This is a genomic window from Kingella potus (genome assembly GCF_900451175.1).
Lineage (GTDB): Bacteria > Pseudomonadota > Gammaproteobacteria > Burkholderiales > Neisseriaceae > Neisseria > Neisseria potus.
This window is the reverse complement of the sequence record NZ_UGJJ01000003.1, coordinates 353869-372438: the sequence shown is the minus strand read 5'-3', so window position 1 is coordinate 372438 and position 18570 is coordinate 353869. Positions and strand designations below refer to the sequence as shown.

The following is an 18570-nucleotide window of genomic DNA, read 5'->3' as shown; positions in this document are numbered from 1 at the left end:
CGTCTGAAAATCGTTTTCAGACGGCCTGTGTGTGTTTGCGTGATTACAGGTAAACCGTTTCGCCGTTGCGTCCCCGGCTTTCGCGGCTGAGCCAGTAGATGAAGTCGGGCATGATTTCGTCCAGTTCTCGGCGTTCGCTTTTGGACTCGCCTGGGTGGGTTTGTTCGCGCTGGGGCGAATTGACCGCGCCGGGAATGAGGACGTTGGCGCGCAGGTGCTCGAAGCGGCTCCATTCGTCGGCGATGCTGCCGGCCAGGTAGTTGAGGGCGGCTTTGGATGCGCCGAAGCCGCCCCAGTAGGCTTGGGGCTTGGCGGCATGGCTTTCGCCGACGAAGACGACAGACGCATCTTCCGACTGCATCAGCATGGGCAGGAAGGCGCGGGTCAGACCCATCGCGCCGACGGTGTTGATGCGGTATTGCTTGACCCAGGCGGCGACGGTTTGGCAGTCGAGGGGGGAGAGGGCGGTAAAGTAGTTTGCGCTGTGGACGATGCCGTCGAGGCGGCCTTCAGTGGCTTCGGCGATGGTGGCGGCGAGTTGGGCAAACTCGTTTTCTTCGGCGGTGAGCAGGTCGAAACAGACGGCAAAAGGCTCGGGCGAGCCGGCGGCAACGATTTCGTCATAGACTTTTTCCATACGCTTTTGGCGGCGGGCGACGAGGATGACGGTTGCGCCTTCGGCGGCGCAGTGGCGGGCGGCGGCCGCGCCTATGCCCTGCGATGCGCCGGTGATGAGGATGGTTTTGCCGTTGAGTCTGCCGGTCATGGTGTTTGCTCCTTGCTGTCGGTGGGTTGTCGGGCGCATGAGGCCGTCTGAAAAAAGGATGCGGACGGCCTTATGCGGCGGAATAGTGCCTCACGCGCCGCTGCCTGCTTTGAGCCGCTGCCAGAGGCGGGTTTGCAGTTTGACCGTTTCGCGCGATTTGGGCAGGACGATGAAACTTTTTTCCAGCACTTCCGGCCCGGGGAAAACCGAAGGCTCGGCAGCGAGAGCGGGATCCATCAGGTCGCGGGCGGCGGAGACGGATGGGGCGTAGCGGACGAAGCTGCCGTTTTTGGCGGCAATTTCGGGCTGCAGGGCGTAGCTGATGTATTTGTGGGCGTTCAGTACGTTGGCCGCGCCTGCGGGTATCATAAAGGAATCGATCCACAGGCCTACGCCGCTTTTGGGGGCGAGGACGAGGATGTCGGTGCCGTTGCCCGCTTCTTTGGCGCGGTTTTTGGCGATGTTCAGATCGCCGCCGTAGCCGACGGCGACGCAGAGGTTGCCTGCGGCCATGTCGTCGATGTAGCCGGAGGAGGTAAAGCGTTTGATGTCGGGACGCACTTTGGCCATCAGCGCGTTTGCCGCTTCGATGTCGGCGGGTTTTTCGCTGTTGGGGTCGAGGCCGAGGTAGTTGAGGGCGAGCGGATATTGTTCGGTGGGGCTGTCGAAGTAGCTGATGCCGCAGCTTTTGAGCTTGGCGGTGTATTCGGGCTTGAAGACCAGATCCCATTCGTTTTCGGGCAGCTCGTCGCTGTCGAGGGCGGCACGGACTTTGGCGGTATTGACGGCGAGGGTGTTGATGCCCCAGAAGTAGGGTACGGCGTATTGGTTGCCGGGATCGACGGCGGCCATTTTTTCGAGCAGGGAGGGGTCGATGCCGTTGTAGTTCGGAATCAGGCTTTTGTCGATTTTCAGATACGCGCCCGCTTTAATCTGGCGGCCTGCGTTGGAAAGGGAGGGCGCGGCGAGATCGTAGCCGGAATTGCCGGTAAGCAGCTTGGCTTCGAGGGCTTCGTTGCTGTCGTAGAAGTCGTAGCGCACTTTGATTTTTTCGGCGGCCTCGAAAGCGGCGACGGTGTCGGGATCGACATAGTCCGACCAGTTGAAAATATTGAGTTCGGAAGTGGCGGACGGGCGGGCGGGCTGCGCGTCCGCCGCACCCGCACTATCGGAGCGGTCTTGCGTGCCGCAGGCGGCCAGAAGGCACAGCAGCACGCTTGTCAGGATGGTTTTTTTCATGTGTGTGTTCCTTTGGAAAAACGGATGGTTTGTGGCGCGCATTAAACGGCAAAAGCCTATGGCACGCAAGATTCCGGAGCGGTTTTACAAACGTTTTTTAACAAATGCGACACTGCATGCGGCCCGGCCCGGATGCCCGTGTGCCGCCGCCTGCGGGCAGGCGGGCTTTCTTTTCAGACGGCCTGTAATATGGGAAAATCGCCCGATTGTAAAAATGAGCGAGGGCGCAGAACCATGTTGGACAGGGAAGGCTACCGCCCCAATGTCGGCATCATCTTGACCAACCGGCACAACCAGGTGTTTTGGGGCAAGCGGGTGCGCGAACACTCGTGGCAGTTTCCGCAGGGCGGCATCAAGCCGGGGGAGAGTCCGGAAACGGCGATGTACCGCGAACTTTTGGAAGAAGTCGGCCTGCTGCCGCACCATGTGAAAATCATCGGGCGTACGCGCGACTGGCTGCGTTACGAAGTGCCCGACGGCTGGGTGCGGCGCGAATGGCGCGGCTCATACCGTGGGCAGAAGCAGATCTGGTATCTGCTGCGGCTGGTCGGCCGTGAGAGCGACGTGCATTTGCGCGCCACCAGCCATCCCGAATTTGACGGCTGGCGTTGGCACGATTATTGGGCACCGATAGACGAGGTAATCGAGTTCAAACGCAGCGTGTACGAAGGCGCACTTTCGGAGCTGTCGCGTTTTTTGAAGAATTTGGAAACGCGTGAGGCGTTTCTGCTGCGCCGCCCGACGGAGTAGGGCTTTGCGCTTGGCAGGCCGTCTGAAAGCCGTGTAACACGGTTTTCAGACGGCCTTTCCACTACGGTGGGAGCGCGTGCGCCGCTGAGCGGCACTCTGCGTAGGATTCGGTAGAACAAACGCAGAGAAATATATAAGGCCGTCTGAAAAACATTTGTGCTTTTCAGACGGCCTATGCTGTTCGGTAGGGTGTGTGGCTTGCCACGCACGCGTTCTTTGTTTTGCAGACAGCCTTTCCGAATAATCTGCAAATCCGCGTGCGTCGCCTCGGGGCGACACACCCTACGCGGGGCCGGCAGATAAAGCAGAAGAGGCCGTCTGAAAGCGCAGCTTCAACGAAGTTAAAACCGAAAAATCCGCCGCAAACCTGCTCCCTCTCCTGCGCTTGCGCGGGGAGGGTCGGGGAGGGGGTGGCGGTTTGCCAAACCGCTTTCCCGCCCGCCAGCGCAGCCGAAGCGGCAACAGCCCCCACCCTAACCCTCCCCCGCAGGCGGGAGAGGGAATCAAGGCCGTCTGAAAATATTTGTTTTTCAGACGGCCTTTTTTGCCGTGCGGCGTTTCCGCGCTACAATCTGCCGCAGATGCTTCCTTTGTGAGGGCGATATGAAATACATCCTGTTTTTTGCTGCCGCGCTGCTTGGCGCGGTGTACGGCGAAACGGTAGCCGGCCTGCTGGCGGGCGCGGTGTTGTGGCTGGCCGTACACCATATATCTTGGAAAGAACGGGCGGGCGGACGCGGAGAGGAGTTGGCCGCGCTGCGGCGCGAGGTGGACGATTTGCGGCAGCGGGTGGCGGCGTTGGAGGGTGTGCGGCCGGTGCAGCCCGGGTTGGGCGGAGGGCTTCCTGCCGGCAATGCCGGGCGGGAGGAAGCGTCTGCGCCGCCGCCGTCTGTGCCGCAGGAAAGACCGCCTGTTTCCCTGCCTGCCGCCGCTGGGGAGCTGCCTGCGTCCGTGTCTGAACATGCCGTTTGCACGCAGGAAAACATTCCCGCCGCGCAGGAGCCGTCTGCGCCCGATTCCCCTCCTGCTTCCGCTTTGGCGCGGATGCGGGGGGCGCGGGAGCGGAAGCATTCGGACGGCAGTTTGCAGACGGCTTCCGTATCCGGACATCGGGACGGTGCGGCATTGGCGGAAAACGATAGGCCGTCTGAAAACGCAGGCGGGGACGGGGCGCAGTATGCGGCAAATCCGTTGGCGGCATGGTTTGTACGCAATCCGCTGCTGAAAGCGGGTGTGGTGGTGCTGTTTCTCGGCCTGGCTTTTCTGCTGCGCTATGCGTCGGAACGGGTGGATGTTCCCGTGGGCTTGCGTTATCTGGGGGTGGCGGGCGCGGGTTTGGCCGCTGCGTTTGCGGGATGGCGGCTGCAACGCCGCCGCCGCGAATACGGCCTGGTGCTGGAAGGCTTCGGCATTGCGGTGATGTACCTCACCGCGCTGGCGGCTTTGAAGCTGCATCCGCTGCTGCCTGCGCCGGCGGTGTTTGCGGTGATGGTGGGGCTGGTGGCTTGTGCGGCGGTGTTGGCGGTGAAACAGGATGCGCAGCCGATGGCGCAGGCCGCGCTTGCGGGCGGTTTGGCCGCGCCGCTGCTGGTATCCGACGGCAGCGGACAGTATCTGGTGCTGTTTTCCTATCTCGCGCTGCTGAATGCGGGTGTGGCGTTTGCCGCGTGGTTTAAGGCGTGGCGGCCGCTGAACCTGACCGGTTTTGCCGGCACGTTTCTGATTGCGGCGGCTTGGGGGATGCGGGATTACGCGCCGCCGCTGTTTGCTTCCGTCGAGCCGTTTTTGCTCTACCACTGGCTGCTGTACACGCTTATCGCCTTTCTGTTTGCCCGCCGCCGTCTGTCGGACAGGGCGGAAGAAGGCGTGCCGCCGCTGGCCGACAATGCCGCGCTGGACGAAATCGCCGCCCGCATCGCGGCGTACGGGATGCGTGTGCACCTGCTCGACCATACGCTGCTGTTCGGTACGGCGGTTGCGGCTTTTGCCCTGCAATGGGCGATGACGGTGCATCTGCCGTATGGCGCGGGCTGGTCGGCTTTGGGTTTTGCCGCCGTGTATGCCTGTGCCGCGCTGCTTTTGCGGGGCAGGGAGCCGCTGCGTGTGTTGCGGCAGGCGTTTGCCGCGCTGGCTCTGGCGTTTGCCACGCTGGCGGTGCCGCTGTTTTTCGACGGCGCGGATACGGCTTCGCTGTGGACGCTGGAAGCCGTGCTGTTTTATTACATGGGTTTGCGGCAGCGGCTGCCGCAGCTGCGCCTGTTTGCGCTGGCGGTGTATCTGTCGGCGGCGGTGGCGCAGCTTTGGAGCTACCACTGGGGCGCGGGTCTTTCAGACGGCCTGATACAGGGTTCGCGTACCGGCACGCTGCTGGCGGCGGGCGGCGGGATGCTGCCGTATGTTTTGTGGGCGCACCTGCGCCGCGAAGCCCCGGCATATTGGGAACGCGTTTTTCAGACGGCCTCTCTGGCTGCCGCGCTGTTTTACGCCTCGCTGCTGCCGCTGCTGCTGTTTTCGTCGGCCAAAGCCCTGATCACGGCCTACACGCTGCTGGCTCTGGCGTGGGCGGTGTGCCGTTCCCGCCTGGGGCAGGCCGTGTTTGCCGTTTTTTCGCTGCTGTGTGCGCTGGCTCTGCCTTTGACTCACTTGCGGCAGCCTTTCTGCTGCGCGGCTTGGGTGTCCCGCTACGGGCAAACCGCGCTGCCGCCTGTCGAAGCGGCGCATTACCTGCTGCTTGCCGCTTTGGCCGCCGCCGCCGCGTGGCTGCTGTCGCAGCCGCAGCAGCGGCCTGCGCGGGCGGCGGCACGGGCGGGTTCGGTTGTGTTTCTGATTGCGCTGGTGCTGGCGGACACCGCATGGCGCGGCGCGTTGCGGCCGTCTGAAAACGCCGTGATGTGGCTGCATCCTCTGCTGCTGCTGCCGCCTTTCGTGTATGCCGCCCGCCGCCTGTGCTGGCGCGGGGCGCAGCGTATCCTGCTTGCCGCCGCCTTCCTCTTTGCTTTGCGGTTGGCGGGGGAGGATTTCCGTGCCGCGCCGCTTGCCGCGTGGGCGGTTCTCGCCGCACAAACCGTGCTGATGTTTTGGCAGCTTGACGGCGGCAAAAGCGGGGCAAACGGCACGTCCCGCCGCATTCCGCACGCCGCCGCGCTGCTGTTGTTTGCCCTGTTGTGGCAGCAGCTCGTTTTTCAGACGGCCTCTTTGCGGCTTGACGGCGTGTGGCTGCAATTGTCCCGGCTGGCCGTGCCGGCGGCCTATCTCCTGCTGCTGCAAACCGGCCTGCCGCTGTTCAGACGGCATCCCGCCGTATACCGCACTTTCGGCGGCGCGCTGTGCGCTTTGGCCGCAGCCGTGTGGCTGGTGTGGGCAAACGTGTCCGCGCCCCATCCGCCCGCGCCGCTGCCCTATCTGCCCCTGCTCAACCCGCTGGAAGCCGCCGCCGCCTTTGTGCTGTGGTACGGCTTCCGCGCCCTGACGCGCACCGGCTGGAACGGGAAAGCACGGCGGCGCGGTTTCTACGCCCTTTGCTCTGCCGCCTTCCTCACCATCAGCGCGGGCGTGATGCGTCTTTGGCATTTCTACGGCGGTATCGCCTGGAATGCCGACGCGCTGCTGCATTCGCTCGGCGTGCAGGCTGCTTTGTCCGTGGTGTGGGCGGCCACGGCCATTGTGATGATGGTGTCGGGCAACCGCAGCGGCAGCCGCCTGCGCTGGATGGCGGGCGCGGTGCTGATGGGCGTGGTGGTCGTCAAACTGTTTTTGGTGGAGCTGGGCGGCAGCGGCGGCATCGAACGCATCGTTTCCTTTATTATTGTCGGCCTGCTGCTGCTGATTGTCGGCTGGGCCGCGCCCGTGCCGCCCCGCGAAAGCGAAAGGAAAAACCATGGATAAACCGCTTGCCGTCGTCCCCGTATCCGCCTTGGACGACAATTATGTCTGGCTGCTTGCGCCGGCACCGCCCTTTCATGCAGACGGGAGCGGCGGCCAAGCCGCCTGCGTCGATCCGGGCGAAGCCGCCCCCGTGCTGGCATACCTGCACGCGCACGGCCTGACGCTGGCGCAAATCTGGATCACCCACCACCACCGCGACCACACCGGCGGCATTGCGGAGCTCAAACGCCGCTTTCCCGCCTGCACCGTTTACGGCGGCAGCGGCATCGATGAGGCCGACATTACGGTAGGGGAGGGCGGCCGCATCCGCTTTGCCGGCCGCACCGTCCGCGTCTGGCACATTCCCGGCCACACCGACGGCCACCTTGCCTATCTGCTGGAAGAGGGCGGGCGCACATACGTTTTCTGCGGCGACACCCTGTTTTCCGCCGGCTGCGGGCGCGTCTTTACCGGCACGCCGCAGCAGCTCGCCGCCTCCTGCCGCCGTCTCGGCAGCCTGCCGGACGACACCCTTGTTTTTCCCGCCCACGAATACACCGCCGCCAACCTCGCCTTCGCCGCTTTCATCGAGCCGGACAACCCCGACACCGCCGCTGCGCGGCAGCAGGCCGCCCGTACGCCCACCCTGCCCGTTACCCTCGCACACGAGCGGCGGATCAATCCCTTCCTGCGCACCGCCGAACCCGCCGTCGCCCGCCGCGCCGCCGAGCTTGCGGGGCGCGTCCTGCCCGACGAAACCGCCGTTTTTACCGCGCTGCGCGAATTGAAAAACGGGTTTTGAAACGGGGCAGACGGCTGGCGAACCGTTGCCGTCCGCACAGATAGCGGGTTGGCACGGACACGGCGGCGGCAAAGCGGCCATACCGCCTGCGTACGGGTCGGCCTGTTGCCCGTTCCGCCCGCGCCTGCCGCAAAGCAGCCTGCCCTTTTGCGGCAAAGAGGCCGTCTGAAAAGCAGCTTTTATGTTTTTCAGACGGCCTCTGCCGTTAGGATGGGGCGTGCCGCTCCGCCGTGCGGCCTGCGGATATTGTGCGCGGCCTGCGCAACGGAAAACGAGGCCGTTTGCAGGCATGGATGCGGCCTGTCCGAAAGGCAGTTTTGCGTTTTTCAGACGGCCTTTCCGCTGCGGCGGAGTGCGTGCGCCGCCTTTGGACGCTACATCCTGCCTGTCATGCAGGCAGCGCAACGGATGTTTTTTTATTTGGTTTGTCATCGGCAAAGAGGCCGTCTGAAAACGCATGGCACGTTTTCAGACGGCCTCTTTGCTTTCCGCCGCGCCGCCCTCGGCTATAATCCGCCGTTTTCCGACAAGGCGTTTCAGCTATGGACACACGACACACCGCCGCGCGGGAGTTGCGGCGCGGCATGAAAGACAGCATCCCCATCATCATCGGCCTGCTGCCCTTTGCCCTGATTTTGGGCATACAGGGGGCGCAGAAAGGCATGAGCGTGTTGGAAATGCCACTGATGGCGGGGCTGAACTTTGCCGGCGGCTCGGAGTTTGCCGCCGTCGGTTTGTGGAACAAACCCCTGCCGATACTGCTGATTGTCGGCGTTACCTTTATGATCAATACGCGCCATATCCTGATGGGGGCGGCATTTGCGCCCTATATCCGCCATCTGCCGCTGCGCCGCCTGCTGCCCGCGCTGTTTCTGATGACCGACGAGAGCTGGGCGATGGCGATGGCCGACATCCGCAAACGCAAAGAAGCGGGGCTGCCGCTGTTCAGCCTGCACTACTATATGGGCGTGTGCATGACGCTGTATGTGGTGTGGGTGGCCGCCTCGGCGGCGGGGGCGGCAATCGGGCCGGTGTTGGGCGACGTGTCGGCGTGGGGCTTCGGTATGGCGTTTCCCGCCGTGTTCCTGGTATTGCTGCGCGGGATGTGGAAGGGCTGGAAACCCGCGCTGCCGTGGTTTGCCAGCCTGGCCGCCGCAGTATTGGTTTACCGCACGGCAGGCGGGGCGTGGTATGTGCCGGCGGGTGCGGCGGCAGGGCTGCTGACCGCCTTTTTCACGGCGGGAGGAGACGAAGCATGATTTCGTGGGATTCGCTGCTGACGATATTGGGGATGCTGGCGGTTACTTACGCCACGCGGCTGATGGGTTTTTTCGCGCTGCGCAACCGCACTTTGGGCAGGCGTGCGGCAAAGGTCATGGATGCCGCGCCCGGCTGCGTGCTGGTGGCGGTGATTGCCCCGTATTTCGCGTCGGACAAGCCGCACGAGCTGGCTGCCGTTGCGGTGGCGGTGCTGGCCGCCTGCCGCCTGCCCATGCTGCCGACGGTGCTGCTGGCGGTGGGAACGGCGGGTCTGCTGGGTTTGCTGGCGGCTTAGGGGCGGCTTGCGGGCGGCACGGCCGTGCGGTTTGACGCATATTTTTCCCAAACCCTGCCGGCAGGGTTTGCTTACGCGCCCTGCAAATCCCATTCGGGTAGGACGGCCGGCACGAAGCCGCCCAAAGGATGTACGCCCGCCTGCCGTTTCATTAAAACGGCTGCGTACACCAAAGCTGCGGCAGGCCAGCCGTTTTTCTGCGGCGTGTCCGGCTGCGCGGCCAGCGGCCAGCAGACCAGCCATTCGGTTTGCACCGCTTCAAAGCCGGCATCCTGCCACAAGGTTTTCAGACGGCCTATCGCTATGCAGTTTTCCTGATTGGGAAAAGACTTGCGCTCGCTGCGGTAGAGCAGCCGCCACACCGAATGCGGGTTGAAGCCGCTCAATACCAGCCGGCCTTCCGCCGCCAAAACGCGGTATGCCTCGCGCAGAACGCCCTCGCGGCAGGGCGTTTCCAGGCCGTGCGGCAGCAGCAGCAGATCCATGCTGTTTGCGGCAAAGGGCAGCGCGTCTGCGGCCATGATGCAGTCTCTGCCCGCCCGCACCGCCGCGCCGTGCGTCGGATTCCATTGCGGCATACCGAGCTGTAAGGCCGTCTGAAAATACGCAGCAGCCGCCGTGCGGCGGAAAAAATCCTGTTCGCACACGGACGTATGCATCCCGACGCTACCGCAGTCAAACCAAGAAAGCCGTTCCGTATCCATAGCCTTGTTTCCCTGTAAAAAAACGACAAATGCTTATTTTGCCCACGCGTTTTACCTTTGCAAAGCGGTGTTGCAAACAGACAAACGGTTTAACATGTTGAAAAATTTTACACTTGAATAACCTTGACGCGTTTGCGGGTATCAAGTTAGTATGCGCCGCTGTTATCCAGCTGAAAACTAAAAATATGTCTTCGATAAAAACCCTTGCAGTAGCCATTACGGGGCTGTCTGTCTTCTCTGCCGCCTACGGCCAGAGCCATCAGAACAACAATTACAGCAAGAGCCAAATCGGCATGGCGCTGATGCGCGCCAACACCGTCTCCCTCGACCACGGAAAAATCAAACACGGCCACAACAGCATTTGGGCGCATCTGCGCAGCGATTTCCGCATGGCCGAAGTCAATCCGGAACTGGTCCGCCGCCACGAAAGCAAATTCGCTTCGTCCGCTGCCTACTTCAACCGCACCATCGAGCGCAGCCGTCCCTATATGTACCACATCAGCCGCGAAGTCGCCAAACGCAATATGCCGGCCGAAATCGCCCTGCTGCCCTTTATCGAAAGCGCATTCGTTACCAAGGCCAAATCGAATGTGGGCGCGTCCGGCCTGTGGCAGTTTATGCCCGCCACCGGCCGCCACTACGGCCTCGAGCAAACCCCGCTTTACGACGGCCGCCACGACGTATATGCCGCCACCGATGCGGCGCTGAACTACCTGGAATACCTGCACGGCCTCTTCGGCGACTGGTCTCTCGCGCTGGCCGCCTACAACTGGGGTGAGGGCAATGTCGGCCGCGCCGTCAACCGCGCCCGGGCGCAGGGCTTGGAGCCGGTTTACGAAAACCTCAAAATGCCTGCCGAAACGCGCAACTACGTCCCCAAACTTCTGGCGGTGCGCAACATAGTCAGCAATCCCGAATACTTCGGTATGCGTTTTTCCGACATCGACAACAAACCGTTTTTCAAAGCCGTCGACATCGACCAGCCCATTGACCTGAATGCCGCCGTACGCCTTGCCGGCATCAGCCGCAGCGAATTTGACGCACTCAATCCCGCATTCAAATCCCCCGTTTACATTCCCAAGCTCGGCCGCAAACTGCTTCTGCCCGCTTCCGCCGCAGCCGATTTCGAGCGCAACTACAAAAAAGCCGACCGCGCCACGCTGCTTTCTTGGGACGTGTACACCCCCTATGCCAACACCACCCTTTCGTCCATCGCCGCCGAAACCGGCATGAACATCGCCGAACTCAAACGCCTGAACGGCCTGAGCAGGGACAGCATCGCCGCAGGCCGCAGCATTTTGGTGGCGAAAAACAGCTTCGGCGGCAAAGGCGGCGACGCGCTGACCAATTTCATCGCCTTGGACAAAGATCTCAATCCGAACGACAACAAGCTGCAAAGCGTACCCGAAATGGGCGTTGCCACCGCCGTAGCCAGCGCACAGCCCGGCCTGACCGCACCGCCGCGTCCCGTCAATACGCCGCTCCAACTGCCGCAGGCCGCCGTGGCCGCGCAGCAGCCTGCCGCGCGTACGGATGCCGTTCAGACGGCCTCAAACCAAACCACTCTGCCGCTGGACAGGCCGGAGCCTTCCGTACCTGCGGCGTTTGCCGCCCTGCCTGACGATCTGACGGTAAAATCTGCCATAGAGACTGCCGTACCCGCACCGGCGCAGGCCGCAGCGCAAACACAAATGTCCGCACAGCCTGCCGCAGCAGCCAACGACGGCAGCGACCGCCTGATGGATTTCGTCCGCCAATCCGCGCCTGCCGCACAAACCGCAGCCGCGCCCGCCACGGCGGCGACACAGGCCGAAATCCTCGCGCTGGCCGAAGCCACCGCCCGCGAAGCCGCCGAACGCAGCCGCCAAGCCAAGCAGGTTGCCGAACGCGCAAGGCAGAAGAAACCGGCCGCTCTGGCAGCCGCCAAGCCCGCCACACATAAAGTCGCCCACGGCGATACCCTGTTCAATATCGCCAAACGTTACGACATGAATGTTGCCGATCTTGTTGCCGGTAACGGCATCAAAGGCAACACCATCCACGAAGGCCAGATATTGAAAGTGGCCGCTGTCGGCGCGGCAAAAAGCAGGGCGGGGCAAAGCAGCATCCGTCAGGTATCCTACACCGTCCGCCAGGGCGACACCCTGGCCGGAATTGCCCGCCGCTTCAATGTCGATGTCAAAGACGTGCGCCGCTGGAACAAAAACAGCACCGTTCTCAAGCCCGGCCAGAGCATCAGACTGCAAGGCAGCTAATACTGTTTTTCCCTTTTCAGACGGCCTGTATTACCGACAGGCCGTCTGAAAAGCATTTTGCAACCCCGCAACGCATTACGCGTACAAAGGAGCAGGCATGGCACACGCAGCCCCCGAAATCTTCAAAGCCTACGACATACGCGGCATCGTCGGGCAAACCCTCACCGGACACACCGCCTACCTCATCGGCCGCGCCATCGCCGCCCGCGCCGCTGCCCGAGGCATACGCAGCATCGCCGTCGGCCGCGACGGCAGGCTGAGCGGTGCGGAACTGGCCGCCGCCCTTTGTCGGGGTCTGACCGACAGCGGTATCGGCGTAACCGATACCGGCGCAGTTGCCACCCCCATGCTTTATTTTGCCGCCGTCAGCGAATGCGGCGGCAGCGGCATCATGATTACCGGCAGCCACAACCCGCCCGACTACAACGGTTTCAAAATCATGCTCGGTGGGGAAACCCTTGCCGGCGAAGCCATACAGCAGCTCCGTGCCGCCATTGAAACCGAAGCCTTCGTAAACGGCAGTGGCAGCGTCCGTACCCTGGACATCGCCGCAGCCTACCGCGACGCCGTTGTCTCGCACATCAAGCTCGCCCGTCCGATGACCGTCGCTATCGACGCGGGCAACGGCATCGCCGGAGCCTATGCCGGCGGTCTCTACCGCGCACTCGGCTGCGAAGTGCAGGAGCTTTTCTGCGATGTGGACGGACATTTTCCCAACCACCATCCCGATCCAGCCAAACCCGAAAATCTGCGCGACCTTATCGCCGCCGTGCAAAACGGCCCGGCCGAAATCGGCCTTGCCTTCGACGGCGACGGCGACCGGCTCGGAGTCGTTACCAAAAGCGGCAGCATCATCTACCCCGACCGCCAGCTTATGCTGTTTGCCCGCGACGTTTTGAGCCGCAACCCGCAGGCCAAAGTCATTTACGATGTCAAATCCACCCGTCTGCTCGCCCCGTGGATACGCCGCCACGGCGGAGAACCTGTTATGGAAAAAACCGGCCACAGCTTCATCAAAGCCGCCATGAAGCGCAGCGGCGCATTGCTGGCCGGCGAAATGAGCGGCCACACTTTCTTTAAGGAACGCTGGTACGGCTTCGACGACGGCATGTATGCCGGTGCGCGCCTGCTCGAAATTCTCGCCCGCAGCGGCAACCCCGCCGTCGAACTCGACAGCCTGCCGCAGGCCGCCTCCACGCCCGAAATCAACATTGCCCTGCCTGCCGGAGCAGACGGCAGTCAAACCGTGGCCGAAATCGCCGCTTCCGCCCGTTTTGACGGCGCACGGGAAACCATCACCATCGACGGCCTGCGCGTCGAATATCCCGACGGTTTCGGCCTTATCCGCGCCTCCAATACCACGCCCGTCCTCGTCCTGCGTTTCGAGGGCGACACACCCGCCGCCCTCGAACGCATCCGCGCACAATTCCGCAACGCCCTCGCCGTCAAGCCCGAACTGGTCTGGCCGCAGTAGTGGCAAGAACGGAGACACATTCTCCGAAGCCATACTCCGACCGCAAAAGACGTACATTTTATGCCGCCGAAAAAGGCCGTCTGAAAACCGTAAAACAGTTTTCAGACGGCCTGTTGCCTTTCGGGTAGGGCGTACTGCCGCAGCAGCGCACGCGTTCTTCGTTTCGCAACAGATTTTTTTGCCGCAGGTTTTCAGGCGTGTTTCTGTGAACAAAAAGGCCGTCTGAAAACCGTAAAACAGTTTTCAGACGGCCTGTTGCCTTTCGGGCAGGGTGTGCCGCCGCAGCGGCGTACGCGTTCTTCGTTTCACAACGGATTTTCCCGCAGCAGGTTTTAGATATGCCTTGCAGGCAAAAAGGCCGTCTGAAAACCGTTTCTGCCTGCGCCGAAACTGCGTTTTCAGACGGCCTATTACGCTGCTTTTTTACGCACCATTTTACCCGCCACGCCTAGCGGGGCAGGCAGCCCTCGTTTTGGTAGAGCGTAAACAGCGGCACGCCCGCATCGCGGATGCGCTGTCCGCCCGGCAGATCGGTAAACTCCAAAATCGCCGCCGCCTCCACGACATTGCCGCCGAGCCGGCGTATCAGCTCCGCCCCCGCCGACATCGTGCCGCCTGTGGCCACCAAATCGTCCACCAGCAATACCTGTGCGCCGGGTTCGAGCGCGTCGGTGTGGATTTCCACCACAGCTTCGCCGTATTCCAGCGCGTATTTCTGCGACACGGTGTGAAACGGCAGCTTGCCTTTTTTGCGTATGGGGATAAAGCCGACATTGAGCTGGTAGGCCAAAGCCGCACCAATGATGAAGCCGCGCGCGTCCAAGCCCGCCACCGCGTCGATTTTCTGCCCCATATAGCGGTATACCAAAAGATCGACCAGCAGGCGGAAATACTGCGGGCTTTGCAGAATCGGCGTAATGTCGTGAAACAAAATGCCTTTCTCCGGCCAGTCGGGTATTTTGCGCATTTTTTCAAACAGGGCTTCCACGCCCATCACTTCGGGATGAACCAGCATTGCGGTGTCCTTACGGTAAAAAGCAAAAAACGCATTTTAACAAATTTTCTATTCCACAGCGGTTGCGCTATAATCCGAAGCCTTGATTCTCCGCGTTTTCCGCATCATGACCGCAAAAACCCCCGGCAATATCTTCATCATCTCCGCCGCCTCCGGCACCGGCAAAACCACCCTGGTTTCCCGCCTGCTCAGCGTCCATGCCGATGTGCGCGTGTCCGTATCGCACACTACCCGCACCCCGCGCGAGGGCGAGCGGCACGGCGAACACTACTATTTCGTCGGCACGGCCGAATTTGAAGACATGATCGGCAGCGGCGGCTTTCTCGAGCACGCCAACGTGTTCGGCAACTATTACGGCACCAGCATGGCAGGCCTGAAAGCCCTGCAAAACCAAGGCTTCGATGTCATACTGGAAATCGACGTGCAGGGAGCAGCCCAAGTGCGCCGCGCCCTGCCCGAAGCCGTCAGCATCTTCATTCTGCCGCCGAGTTTTTCCGTTTTGGCCGAACGCCTGCGCGGACGCGGCACAGACAGCGGGCAAGTCATCGAAAGCCGGCTGCGGCAGGCACGCGGCGAAATCGAGCAGTCGCTCCTGTTCGACTACATCGTCGTCAACCGCGACCTGCCCACGGCCGAAGCCCAGCTCTCCGCCATTATCCGCGCCCGCAGGCAGACCCGGGGGCAGCAGCAGAAATTCATCGAAGAGCTGCTTTCCGAACAATTCTGAACCACACCAACCCCATCGTTAAAAGGAACAAACCCATGGCACGAATCACCGTAGAAGACTGCTCCGACAAAATCCCCAACCATTTCGACCTGACACTCGCCGCCGCCCGCCGCGCCCGCCAGCTTGAAAACGGCACCATGCCGCTGGTGGACGACGTACGCCACGACAAGCCCACAGTTACCGCGCTGCGCGAAATCGCCGCAGGCGAAGTAACTGCTGACATCCTCAACCGCAGCAAATAGATTTCCGACAGGCCGTCTGAAAATGTCTGCCCCCGCCCCCGCCGCCCCCTACGACCCGCTTACCGCCGAAGCACGCGCCCTGCTTTTTCAGACGGCCTCCTACCTGCCCGACGAAGATTTGCAGCGGCTGGAGCAGGCCTGCGCCTACGCCTTTGCCGCCCACGACGGCCAGACGCGCAAAAGCGGCGAGCCATATATTACCCATCCGATTGCCGTCGCCACCGAGCTGGCAAAATGGCATATGGACATCCAAACCCTCAGCGCGGGGCTGATGCACGACGTATTGGAAGACACGGGCACAACCAAAGAAGAAATGGCGGCCACATTCGGCGAAGCCATTGCCGATATGGTGGACGGCCTCTCCAAGCTGGAAAAACTCAAATACGACGACCAAACCGAGCATCAGGCCGAAAGTTTCCGCAAACTGATTCTGGCGATGACCAAAGACATGCGTGTCATCATCGTCAAACTGTCCGACCGTCTGCACAATATGCGCACGCTCGGCTCGATGCGTCCGGAAAAACGCCGCCGCATCTCGCAGGAAACGCTGGAAATCTACGCCCCGATTGCCAACCGCATCGGCCTGAACCCCGTCTACCGCGAATTGCAGGATCTCGCCTTCCAAAACATCCGCCCCGCCCGCTACCGCACCCTGCAAAAAGCCATGCACAACTTCCGCCGCAACCGCCGCGACATCGTCGGCAAAGTGCTGGCTGCGTTCGGACAGAGGCTGGTGGGCGCGAACATCGAAGCGCAAATCAAAGGACGCGAAAAAAACCTGTACAGCATCCATCAGAAAATGCGCAACAAACACCTGCGTTTTGAAGAAGTAACGGACATTTACGGCTTCCGCGTCATTACCAACAGCATCCCCGCCTGCTACGCCGCACTCGGCGCGCTGCACAACCTCTACCAGCCCAAGCCGGGCAAATTCAAAGACTACATCGCCATCCCGAAAAGCAACGGCTACCAAAGCCTGCACACCACGCTTACCGGCCCGCACGGCCTGCCGATAGAAGTCCAAATCCGCACCCGCGAAATGAATGCCGTTGCCGAAAGCGGCATTGCCAGCCATTGGGCATACAAATCCGGCGACGACAGTCCCGACCAAGCCACACTCAACGCCAACAAATGGCTGCAAAACATCCTCGATTTGCAGGCGCGTTCGTCCAATGCCGTCGAATTTCTCGAACACGTCAAAGTCGATCTCTTCCCCAGCGAAGTCTATATTTTTACCCCGAAAGGCCGCATCCTCGTCCTGCCCGAAGGCGCGACCCCGATCGATTTCGCCTATGCCGTACACACCGATGTCGGCAACCGCACCGTTGCCGCCCGCATCAACAACACCGCCATGCCCCTGCGCACGCCGCTGAAAACCGGCGATACCGTCGAAATCGTTACCTCGCCCACAGCCCGCCCCAATACCGCCTGGCTCGACTTTGCCGTGTCCGGCCGCGCCCGCAGCGCAATCCGCAGCTATATCAAAAACATGAACCGCCGCGATGCCGTGCAGCTCGGCGAGAGCCTGCTGCAAAAAGCCCTGTCCAGCCTGCTGCCGCGCGACGTACTGCTGTCGGAAGAACTCAAAGAAGCCTACCTCGCCGACCTCACCGAAAAACAAACCAGCTTTGAAGACGTGCTGTACAGCGTCGGCATGGGACACACCCTGCCCGTTTCCGTTGCCATGCATATTGCCGCACTGGCGGGCGAACACCTCGGCGGCGAAGTGCGCCTCAGCCCGCTCAAAATCAGCGGCAACGAAACCGGCCGCGTCCATCTCGGCCCCTGCTGCAACCCCATTCCCGGCGATACCGTACGCGCCGTCCTCATCAAAGACCAGGGCATCATCATCCACCGCGAAAACTGCCCGAACCTGCTCAAAACCGACCACGACCAGCAGCTTGATGCCGACTGGGAAGCCATAGGCGGGCAAACCTACCACACCTCGCTGCTCGTTGCCTCGCAAGACAGCCACGGTCTGCTGGCGGCCATGGCACTGGCCATGTCGGAACAGGGCGCGGACATCGAAGCCGTGGAAACACCCTCGCAGAGCCGCCCGGGTACGGAAGGCTTTATCGAATTTAAATTCCGCATCAAAACCAAAGACCTGAACCAATTAAACAACATCATCCAAGCCCTGAACGGCATCCCCCAAGTACGGCGGGTAACACGGATTTGATTGCCGCAGGAAATCAAAAGGCCGTCTGAAAATTATTTTTTCAGACGGCCTTTTACCGTTGGGGCAGGGTGTGCGACCCAAGCGGCACACGTTTGAGCATTCGGACACCGAGTCCGCCTGAACGTCCAAGCCGCGTGCGTGGCTGTGCCACACACCCTACACAGGCTGTCAGCACGAAACCAAGTAAGAGGCCGTCTGAAAAACTGTTTTTCAGACGGCCTGTTTGTCCGTTTTGCCAACCGCAGGGCGTGCCGCCCAAGCGGCGCACGCGTTTTGGATTGGGAGCTTGTTTGCGGGCATGGGTAACGCGAGGCTGCGGGTAACGCGGAACCGAATGCGGTACAAACAAACAGGCCGTCTGAAAACCGTTTCGGCTTCGCGGAAGCTGTGTTTTCAGACGGCCTTTTGCCGTTGGGGCAGGGTGTGCCGCGAACTCGGCGCACACGTTTGAGCATTTGGACACCGAGGCCGTCTGAACGTCCAAGCCGTGTGCGTGGCTGTGCCACACACCCTACACAGGCCGCTAGCACGAAACCAAGTAAGAGGCCGTCTGAAAAACTGTTTTTCAGACGGCCTGTTACTTGCTTTTTATCTGCCGAAACACGCAAAACAGCGTGCGGCGTACCTAAACACATTGTTCCCACCACACATTGCCGTGGTAAGTGTCGCCGCCCAAACGGTAACGGCGGCGGCAGCGGGTGCATTCGAAGCAGAGAAACAGCGTGTCATACCAGCCGAAACAATCTCCGCCGCTTCCCAATGTGCGGCATTCTTCGAGCGAATTGCCCCATTGCGGATCGGCTTCTTTGCCCATGTCGCGCAAAACGCCTGCGGCGACCGCTTCGGCGGCGCGGTGCATGGTGTGCTGCAAATGCGCCGCGCCGTCCATTTTGACGCGCTGTTTAAATGCGGCACATTGCGGACACGGTGCGCCTTTGCCGGCAAAAACGGGCATAATTTTCCCTTTTGCTGTGTGTGGGGACGGATACGGACATTCG

At 61.7% G+C, this 18570-nt stretch carries 15 protein-coding genes; 10 read left to right on the top strand and 5 right to left on the bottom strand.

Going from position 1 to position 18570, the window contains the following annotated elements; genetic code table 11:
• Positions 1–43: 43 nt before the first annotated feature.
• Both DYE40_RS11790 and DYE40_RS11785 read right to left on the bottom strand, forming a co-directional pair.
• On the bottom strand, positions 44–766 hold the full coding sequence (locus DYE40_RS11790; RefSeq protein ID WP_115309301.1) for an SDR family oxidoreductase: 723 nt from the start codon (positions 764–766) through the stop codon (positions 44–46).
• 90 nt (positions 767–856) lie between these two features.
• The gene (locus DYE40_RS11785) at positions 857–2005 is read right to left on the bottom strand and encodes a polyamine ABC transporter substrate-binding protein (RefSeq protein WP_115309274.1); all 1149 of its coding nucleotides are present in this window, start codon (positions 2003–2005) and stop codon (positions 857–859) included.
• A 234-nt stretch (positions 2006–2239) separates the two neighbouring features.
• Here DYE40_RS11785 and DYE40_RS11780 point away from each other — a divergent pair, with 234 nt between their 5' ends.
• The 5 genes from DYE40_RS11780 to DYE40_RS11760 all read left to right on the top strand — a co-directional run bounded on the left by DYE40_RS11780 (position 2240) and on the right by DYE40_RS11760 (position 8976).
• Positions 2240–2755: an RNA pyrophosphohydrolase gene (locus DYE40_RS11780; protein ID WP_115309273.1), complete on the top strand. Its 516-nt coding sequence runs from the start codon at positions 2240–2242 to the stop codon at positions 2753–2755.
• A gap of 603 nt (positions 2756–3358) precedes the next feature.
• On the top strand, positions 3359–6640 hold the full coding sequence (locus tag DYE40_RS11775; RefSeq protein WP_115309272.1) for a DUF2339 domain-containing protein: 3282 nt from the start codon (positions 3359–3361) through the stop codon (positions 6638–6640).
• Complete coding sequence (gene gloB, locus DYE40_RS11770; RefSeq protein WP_115309271.1) at positions 6633–7421, top strand: hydroxyacylglutathione hydrolase; 789 nt, start codon at positions 6633–6635, stop codon at positions 7419–7421. Before DYE40_RS11775 ends, gloB begins: the two co-directional genes overlap by 8 nt.
• Before the next feature lie 542 nt (positions 7422–7963).
• Entirely contained in the window at positions 7964–8680 is a 717-nt protein-coding gene (locus DYE40_RS11765) for an AzlC family ABC transporter permease (RefSeq protein WP_115309270.1), read from the top strand.
• Positions 8677–8976 carry an AzlD family protein gene (locus DYE40_RS11760; RefSeq protein WP_115309269.1) on the top strand — a complete coding sequence of 100 codons (300 nt, stop codon included), beginning with the start codon at positions 8677–8679 and terminating at the stop codon, positions 8974–8976. The genes DYE40_RS11765 and DYE40_RS11760 overlap by 4 nt, the downstream gene beginning before the upstream one ends.
• Positions 8977–9047: 71 nt before the next feature.
• Here DYE40_RS11760 and DYE40_RS11755 read toward each other — a convergent pair whose 3' ends face one another.
• Entirely contained in the window at positions 9048–9623 is a 576-nt protein-coding gene (locus tag DYE40_RS11755) for a class I SAM-dependent methyltransferase (RefSeq protein ID WP_244731395.1), read from the bottom strand.
• Between the two features lie 242 nt (positions 9624–9865).
• Between DYE40_RS11755 and DYE40_RS11750 the strand changes: the two genes are divergently transcribed.
• Positions 9866–11935 carry a LysM peptidoglycan-binding domain-containing protein gene (locus DYE40_RS11750; RefSeq protein ID WP_115309267.1) on the top strand — a complete coding sequence of 690 codons (2070 nt, stop codon included), beginning with the start codon at positions 9866–9868 and terminating at the stop codon, positions 11933–11935.
• A gap of 97 nt (positions 11936–12032) precedes the next feature.
• Complete coding sequence (locus DYE40_RS11745) at positions 12033–13409, top strand: phosphomannomutase/phosphoglucomutase (protein ID WP_115309266.1); 1377 nt, start codon at positions 12033–12035, stop codon at positions 13407–13409.
• A 448-nt stretch (positions 13410–13857) separates the two neighbouring features.
• Here the strand turns inward: DYE40_RS11745 and DYE40_RS11740 are convergent, their stop codons facing one another.
• A complete protein-coding gene (locus tag DYE40_RS11740) occupies positions 13858–14424 on the bottom strand; it encodes an adenine phosphoribosyltransferase (RefSeq protein ID WP_115309265.1) in 567 nt (188 codons plus the stop codon).
• 106 nt (positions 14425–14530) lie between these two features.
• On the opposite strand from DYE40_RS11740, the gene gmk reads away from it, so the two are divergent.
• Genes gmk through DYE40_RS11725 form a run of 3 tightly spaced genes read left to right on the top strand, consistent with a single transcriptional unit; the run spans position 14531 to position 17572 of the window.
• Positions 14531–15151: a guanylate kinase gene (gmk, locus tag DYE40_RS11735; RefSeq protein WP_115309300.1), complete on the top strand. Its 621-nt coding sequence runs from the start codon at positions 14531–14533 to the stop codon at positions 15149–15151.
• Between the two features lie 35 nt (positions 15152–15186).
• The gene (rpoZ, locus tag DYE40_RS11730; protein ID WP_115309264.1) at positions 15187–15393 is read left to right on the top strand and encodes a DNA-directed RNA polymerase subunit omega; all 207 of its coding nucleotides are present in this window, start codon (positions 15187–15189) and stop codon (positions 15391–15393) included.
• A 22-nt stretch (positions 15394–15415) separates the two neighbouring features.
• On the top strand, positions 15416–17572 hold the full coding sequence (locus DYE40_RS11725; RefSeq protein ID WP_115309263.1) for a RelA/SpoT family protein: 2157 nt from the start codon (positions 15416–15418) through the stop codon (positions 17570–17572).
• 625 nt (positions 17573–18197) lie between these two features.
• Here DYE40_RS11725 and DYE40_RS11720 read toward each other — a convergent pair.
• Positions 18198–18527, bottom strand: a complete 330-nt coding sequence (locus DYE40_RS11720) for a hypothetical protein (RefSeq protein ID WP_115309262.1) — start codon at positions 18525–18527, stop codon at positions 18198–18200.
• Between the last annotated feature and the right edge of the window lie 43 nt (positions 18528–18570).